Origin of the sequence: Nocardia stercoris (assembly GCF_003696265.1) — a bacterium.
Lineage (GTDB): Bacteria > Actinomycetota > Actinomycetes > Mycobacteriales > Mycobacteriaceae > Nocardia > Nocardia stercoris.
The window spans coordinates 40,016-46,464 of the sequence record NZ_RFFH01000029.1; the positions used below are offsets into that span (position 1 = coordinate 40,016).

Below are 6,449 nucleotides of genomic sequence, written 5' to 3' on the forward strand. Positions count from 1 at the left end.
ACACGCGAAAGGCGTTATCCGCGAGCCGCGTTCGCCGCGGTGATGAACGCGATCTGCTCGGGCGTCGGGCCGCAGAACTCCTGCACGATCCGCTGCGAGTTCTCGGTGTGCATGCGGTACAGGCTGTCCCGCAGACCCTCGTCACCCCCGTGGAACCCCTCGAGCAGGCCCATCCACTGCGCCGCCATCTCCTGCGCTCGCGGGTCCGTGGGCTCCATGCCGGCGTCCATGGCGGCGTTCACGCGCGGGATCAGTTCGGCCCATGCGGCTTCCGTGGCCGCGATCTGCTCGTCACCGAGCTCCTCGCGCCGCTCGGCCAGCTGCGCCAGCTGGGTGTCGCTGAAATACTTCTTGACGGTCTCGTCGACCATGACGACCCTCCGGATCAATTCCAGGAAGCTGTCGGCCGAGGTGTCCGTCCGGTTCTCGGCCGTCGCGGCGAGCGTGGCGACCCGGTCGTACAACTCCCGGGTCGCGTCGAGCTGCGCCGCCAGGAAATCCCGGTGCGCGGCCAGCACCTGCGGCATGGCGGCCGAGCCGGCGACCAGCTCGATCACCGTCTCCAACCCCAGCCCCAGCTGCCGCAGCGCCAGTACCTGATACAGCCGCTCCACGTCGGCGGTCCGGTACAGCCGGTGCCCGGACGACGTGCGCTCACTGGGCCGGACCAGCCCGATGTCGTCGTAGTGGTGCAGCGTGCGCACGGTCAGTCCGACCTGCGCCGCCAGCTCCCCCACCTTCCACATCGGTTCGGCCACACCCATCACCGTCTCGCTTCCACCGCCGCCCTGTGCGCCGGTGAACACGACGCTATGACCTGACGTTACGTGAGGTGCAAGCCCGAATTCGCGACGATCTGTTCCCCACTCTTGGTGGCCGGTACAGTCGGCGGCCGGGCCGCGGTGCGGCGGAACGAGTTTCGTAATCGGACGATGCGGGGGATGCGATGGCGGCCATCGAGGGACAGTGGGATCGGATCACCGAGGTCGTCGCTCGCGCCCGCCGCAGTACCGGGCACCTCACCGTCGCATCGGTAGACCCCGACGGCATGCCGACCGTGACACCGATCGGCACGGTATTCCTGCGCGACGACCACACCGGGTACTACTTCGACCAGTACACCAGCGCGCTGACCCGCAACCTCGACGCCGACCCCCGGTTCTGCCTGATGGCGGTGGACAGCGGGAGCCTGTTCTGGCTGCGGTCGCTGCTGGTGGGACGCTTCGTAGCCGCGCCCGGTGTACGGCTGTACGGCACCGCCGGGCCGCGCCGGCCGGCGACCGACGCCGAGCTGGGCGAGGTCCGCCGCCGGGTCCGGCCCGCGCTGCGACTGCGTGGCGGCCGGATGCTGTGGTCGGACTTCAGTCACGTTCGCGACCTGACGTTCACGGGGTTCCGGCCGGTGCGCTACCCGGTGATGATGGACCAGCTGTGGGGTGGGGTCCCGGCCGACTAGGGGTAGGTCGCGCCGCGCGGGCGGTGCCCGATCGGTTGGCTCGCAGCGCGGCAGCCGGTCCGGCCGCCGAGTGGGGTGACCGCCGTGGCGACCGGCCCGACGAGCCGCCGCTGCTCGTCCGGCGTCGAGGCCTCCGACCTCGACGCCGCGGCCTGCTGAGCCTGGGTTGCCCAGGCGAGCAGCTGACGGCGGACCGGGCACTGAGTCCTGGACCGGACCGCCGGGGGCGACACGACCTACGATATTTCGTTGCCGCCGATATCTGTGCTGCGTAGAGTGCCCGGTCGTGAACGAACGCGCGTTGGTCCTCGGTGGTGCCGGTTCGGCGGGTAATGCATGGGTGATCGGCGTCGTGGCCGGCCTGTTCGACGCCGGGTTGGATGTGACCGACGCCGATCTGATCATCGGGACGTCGTCCGGTTCGACGACCGCGGCCCAGCTGACCAGCGCGATCCGGCCGCCCGAACTGTATGCGGCCACCGTTGCCGCAGCTCCCCCGCCGCGTCGCGGACCCGGTGGCGGCCGCCCGCCGCACGCGGTCGGCAACCTGCTCGAACAGACCAGCGCGATCATCGCCGCCGCCACGGACCCGGCCGATATGCGCCGCAAACTCGGTGCGGCGGCGCTCGAACTCGACGCGACCACGGACAGTGCCGCGCAGGCGCAACGGCGTGCGCTCGTCGCCTCCCGGCTGCCCAGCCAGGACTGGCCGGAAACCCTCGTGCGCATCGTCGCTGTCGACGCGCACACCGGCGAACCGGTCGTGTTCGACCGCGACAGCGGAGTCGGACTGGCCGACGCCGTCACCGCCAGCACGTCCGGGCCCGGCGGCCCACCGCACACCATCGGCGACCACCGGTATATCGACGGCGGCTACCGCGCCGGCGAAAACGCCGATCTGGCAACCGGATACGAGCGGGTCCTGGTGCTCTCCCCGTTCGGCGGCCGCTCCCGGACACCGGAGGAGTGGGGCTTGCACCTCGCCACACAGATCGACCAATTGCGCGCTACCGGCAGCAGCGTCGAAACCGTCTTTCCGGCAGGCGATGCCGTCGCGATCTTCGCCCTCGGCGCCAACCAGATGGATCCGGCGCAGCGTCCGCCCGCCGCGCGAGCCGGCTACGACCAGGGCCGGGCGCTGGCGGCGCACCTCACCGATTTCTGGCGCTGACCACTGGCCTGCCGGTGCCGCCGAACACGGTGCGCCCGCAGGATATCCGGTCGCGTCCTCGGTACCGAACGGGCCATGCTGAGGCGATGACGCCACCACCGCGGAGAACCAGGCCGACTACCCTCGACGAACGCGCGACTCTCGTCAGCTTCCTCGAGCACGAGCGGGATACGTTGGCCTGGAAATGTTCCGGGCTCACCGACGATCAGCTGCGGCTACGCGCGGTGCCACCGTCGACGATGTCGCTGCTGGGGCTGGTCCGGCATCTCACCGACGTCGATCGCGGCTGGTTCTCCGGTGTGCTCGGCGGCGAGGACCGGCCGCCGCAGTACTGGGACGCCGAGACGCGGCAGGAAACCGATTTCGATGTCGACACCGCCGATATCGCTGCGGCGATGCGGTTGTGGCAGAAGGAATGTGAACGGTCGCGCCGGATCCTCACCGGGTGCGTGTCCCTGGACACCACCGGAGTCTCCACGCACACCGGGGTCACCTACTCGGCGCGGTGGGTGCTGAACCACATGATCGAGGAGTACGCCCGCCACAACGGTCACGCGGATCTGTTGCGGGAGTGCGTGGACGGGGCCACCGGGTACTGAGTTCCGCGGACCGCCGGACTGTCGTGGTTGGTCGCGCCGAAGGCGAATGCCGCTGGGCACCTGGATATCAGGCTTCCAACCGAGCCGCCCGACGTGTTCGGTGCGATGCCGGACTCCGGCTCTCGGCCGCAGTGCTGTGCCCGGCGGAATACCACCGGGCACAGCACCTTTCGCTTGTTACTGCTCTTCGTCGTCCGTGTCGGCGGTCACCGCGAGATCGCCGTCGTGGTCGCCCAATTCCTCGGCGCGTTCCTCGGCGTCGGTGTCCCCGTCCAGGTCGGCGGAGGCCGCGTTGAGGAACCACTTGAGGGCCTCGTCCTTGCGGTCCGCCGCCAGCAGGGCCTCGGCGTAGGCGTAGAACAGACGCGCGGCCGCCGGGCCGGTGCGGGCCGGGTCGAGGTCCGGCGTCTGCAGGGTCACCACGGCCTGGTCGTACTGGCCGAGGTCCATGCGGGCACCGGCCACGACGATGCGCAGCTCGGCCGCCTCGTCACCGGTCAGCAGGCGCGCCTCGTCGCTGCGGCCCAGCTCGATGGCCCGTTCCGGCCGCCCGAGCCCACGCTCGCAGTCGGCCATCACGGCCAGCAGACCGGCACCACCGGACATCCGGCGGGCCGCCCGCAACTCGGACAGCGCCTCGGCCCATTCACCGGCGTGATAGGCCGTGACACCCGCGGTCTCGCGGACCACGGCGATCCGGCCGGCCCGCTGCCGGGCGGCACGAGCGTGAGCCAGGGCCAGCTCCGGATCCTCCTCCAGCAGCTGCGCGGCCATCACCAGGTGCCGGGCCACCGACTCGGCATTGTTCTTGTCCAGGCTCAGCAGGTCGCGGCGGATCGCACCGTCGAGATCGGAGGCCTCGACGTCGTCGGGCAGCGGCGGCTCGTCGGGCCGGCCGCCCCGGCGGTCACCCCGGTCGGATTCGCGCGCCCCCTCGCCGCCGCGCCGGCGGTCGCCGTCGCGACGGTCACCGTTCGAGCGATCCCCCTCGCGGCGGTCGCCGGGCTCGCGGGCCACGGCGGACTCCAGATCGGCATCGGCCGGATCGTCGTCGCCGGATTCGTCGTCCAGGTCGGCGGATTCGCTGCCGGATTTGCGCTCGTCCTTGTCGGCGGACTCGAATTCGTCCGCGTCAGTAACGGATTCGTCGTCCGTCACCGATTCCGCTGCGGCAGTACCGAAGCCGAAGTCGTCGTCCACATCGGCGTCGAAGTCCTTCGCCGCGGACGCGGCGAGATCGACGCCCTCGTCCTCGGCGAGGTCCGCGTCGAGCACCGGTTCCGCCGGTTGCGGGTCGGCATTGCGGCGGAAGCCGCGCCGCTCGGCACCCTCGCGCTCGGGCGCGCCACGCCGGAAGCCACCGCGGTCGTCGTCGCCACGACCACGGCCACCGAAGCCGCCACGGTCGTCGCGCCGATCGCCACCGAAGGACCGGCTGCCGCCACGGTCGTCCCGGCCGCCACTGCGGAAGCCGCCGCGGTCGTCCCGGCGGTCGCCACCGTAGGAACGGCCTTCACCCCGGTTGTCGCGATCGCCGTAGGAACGACCACCACCGAAACCGGCCCGAGAGTCACGGTCACCACCGCGGCTGTCCCGGTCGCCGTACGACCGGCCCGGCCGGTCGCCGCCACGGTCGTCCCGCCGGAAACCGCCGCGGTCACCGCCGTGCGAACGGCCTTCACCACGACTGTCGCGATTACCGCCGCGGTCACCGCCGAAGGAACGGCCTTCACCACGGTCGCCACCACGGAATCCGCCGCGGTCGCCACCATAGGAACGGCCCTCACCACGGGTGTCCCGATCGCGGTCGCCACCGCGGAACCCGCCACGGTCACCGCCGTAGGAACGGCCTTCACCACGGTCGTCGCGGCCGCCACCGCGGCTGTCGCGGTCGCCGCCCCGGAATCCACCGCGATCGCCACCGTAGGAACGGCCCTCACCACGGTCGTCGCGGTTGCCGCCGCGGAATCCACCACGGTCGCCACCATACGAACGGCCCTCACCACGGGTGTCCCGATCGCGGTCGCCGCCGCGGAACCCGCCGCGGTCACCGCCGTAGGAACGGCCCTCACCACGGTCGTCGCGGTTGCCGCCGCGGAATCCACCACGGTCGCCACCGTAGGAACGGCCCTCACCACGGGTGTCCCGATCACGGTCGCCGCCGCGGAACCCCCCGCGGTCGCCACCGTACGAACGACCTTCACCACGGTTGTCGCGGTCACGGTCGCCGCCCCGGAAACCCCCACGGTCGCCACCATAAGAACGACCACCCGAGCGGTTGTCCCCACCTCGGTTGTCGCGCTGCCCGGAGCCGCCCCGGTCGTCGCGGCGCTCGCCGCCACGGAAGCCGCCACGGTCGTCGTCCCGGCGGAAACCACCGCGCTGACCACCGGAATCCCGGTCGTCACGCCGGAAGCCGCCGCGATCGCCACCGGTGGAACGGCCCTCGCCGCCACGGTTGTCGCGGTCGCCGAACGGCCGGCCACCGCGCCGGTCGCCACCGAACCCGCCGCGGTCACCGCCGGAACCGCCGTCGCGGCGGAATCCGCCGCGGTTGCCGCCGGAGTCGCGGCCGCCACCATCGCGATCGTCGCGCCGGAAACCACCGCGGTCAGCGGAGTTGCCCGAACCATGCCGATCGTCGTCGCGGCGTCCGCCGGACCGGCCGTCACGACCGAAGTTCTTGGACCCGCCGTCCGAATCACCGCGACGGAAGGACCTGCGACCGTCATTATGTTCCGCCACGGGTCATCCTCTTTCTAGGTATCTGTGCTCATGTATGCGGCCGAAACTGCAGCTCACGACGTTGCGGGTTCGGCGGGCACACCGCACCTGCCGACCTCGATTCAATCACGTGCTCGCGAGCTCCCCGGGCTCGGCTACCGGTTACGGGTGCTCAAACGCCGAAAGGGGGACCCAGTGTGGGTCCCCCTTTCGGGAAATATGTTCCGGCGGTGTCCTACTCTCCCACACCCTGGCGAGTGCAGTACCATCGGCGCAGGTGGGCTTAGCTTCCGGGTTCGGAATGGGACCGGGCGTTTCCCCACCGCTATAACCGCCGTAACTCTATGGAGTTTCCCAGGGACTCACACCCCCGGAACCAGAACAACAAGTCCTGGCACACAACACGTGTGTTGCTCCAGAACCGCACAGTGGACGCGTAGCACCTTCGTTAATAAGCCCTCGGCCTATTAGTACCGGTCACCTCCACCCCTTACAGGGC

6 protein-coding genes and 1 rRNA gene are annotated in these 6,449 nt (G+C 70.7%); 4 read left to right on the plus strand and 3 right to left on the minus strand.

Annotation, left to right across the window (positions count from 1 at the left end):
- Positions 1–14 precede the first annotated feature (14 nt).
- Positions 15–806, minus strand: a complete 792-nt coding sequence (locus tag EBN03_RS32605) for a MerR family transcriptional regulator (protein ID WP_233608798.1) — start codon at positions 804–806, stop codon at positions 15–17.
- 140 nt (positions 807–946) lie between these two features.
- On the opposite strand from EBN03_RS32605, the gene EBN03_RS32610 reads away from it, so the two are divergent.
- From EBN03_RS32610 to EBN03_RS32625, 3 genes are all read left to right on the plus strand, one after another.
- Positions 947–1,456 (plus strand): pyridoxamine 5'-phosphate oxidase family protein, encoded by a 510-nt coding sequence (locus tag EBN03_RS32610; RefSeq protein ID WP_122192024.1) that lies wholly within the window; start codon positions 947–949, stop codon positions 1,454–1,456.
- 286 nt (positions 1,457–1,742) lie between these two features.
- Positions 1,743–2,627, plus strand: coding sequence for a patatin-like phospholipase family protein (locus EBN03_RS32620; protein WP_233608799.1), 885 nt, complete (start codon positions 1,743–1,745; stop codon positions 2,625–2,627).
- A gap of 86 nt (positions 2,628–2,713) precedes the next feature.
- The gene (locus EBN03_RS32625; protein WP_122192026.1) at positions 2,714–3,226 is read left to right on the plus strand and encodes a DinB family protein; all 513 of its coding nucleotides are present in this window, start codon (positions 2,714–2,716) and stop codon (positions 3,224–3,226) included.
- A 177-nt stretch (positions 3,227–3,403) separates the two neighbouring features.
- Here EBN03_RS32625 and EBN03_RS34770 read toward each other — a convergent pair whose 3' ends face one another.
- Positions 3,404–4,243 carry a hypothetical protein gene (locus tag EBN03_RS34770; RefSeq protein ID WP_407671288.1) on the minus strand — a complete coding sequence of 280 codons (840 nt, stop codon included), beginning with the start codon at positions 4,241–4,243 and terminating at the stop codon, positions 3,404–3,406.
- 270 nt (positions 4,244–4,513) lie between these two features.
- Between EBN03_RS34770 and EBN03_RS34775 the strand changes: the two genes are divergently transcribed.
- Positions 4,514–5,989: a hypothetical protein gene (locus EBN03_RS34775; protein ID WP_199743075.1), complete on the plus strand. Its 1,476-nt coding sequence runs from the start codon at positions 4,514–4,516 to the stop codon at positions 5,987–5,989.
- Between the two features lie 183 nt (positions 5,990–6,172).
- Here the strand turns inward: EBN03_RS34775 and rrf are convergent.
- Positions 6,173–6,289, minus strand: a 5S ribosomal RNA gene (rrf, locus tag EBN03_RS32635).
- Positions 6,290–6,449 lie beyond the last annotated feature (160 nt).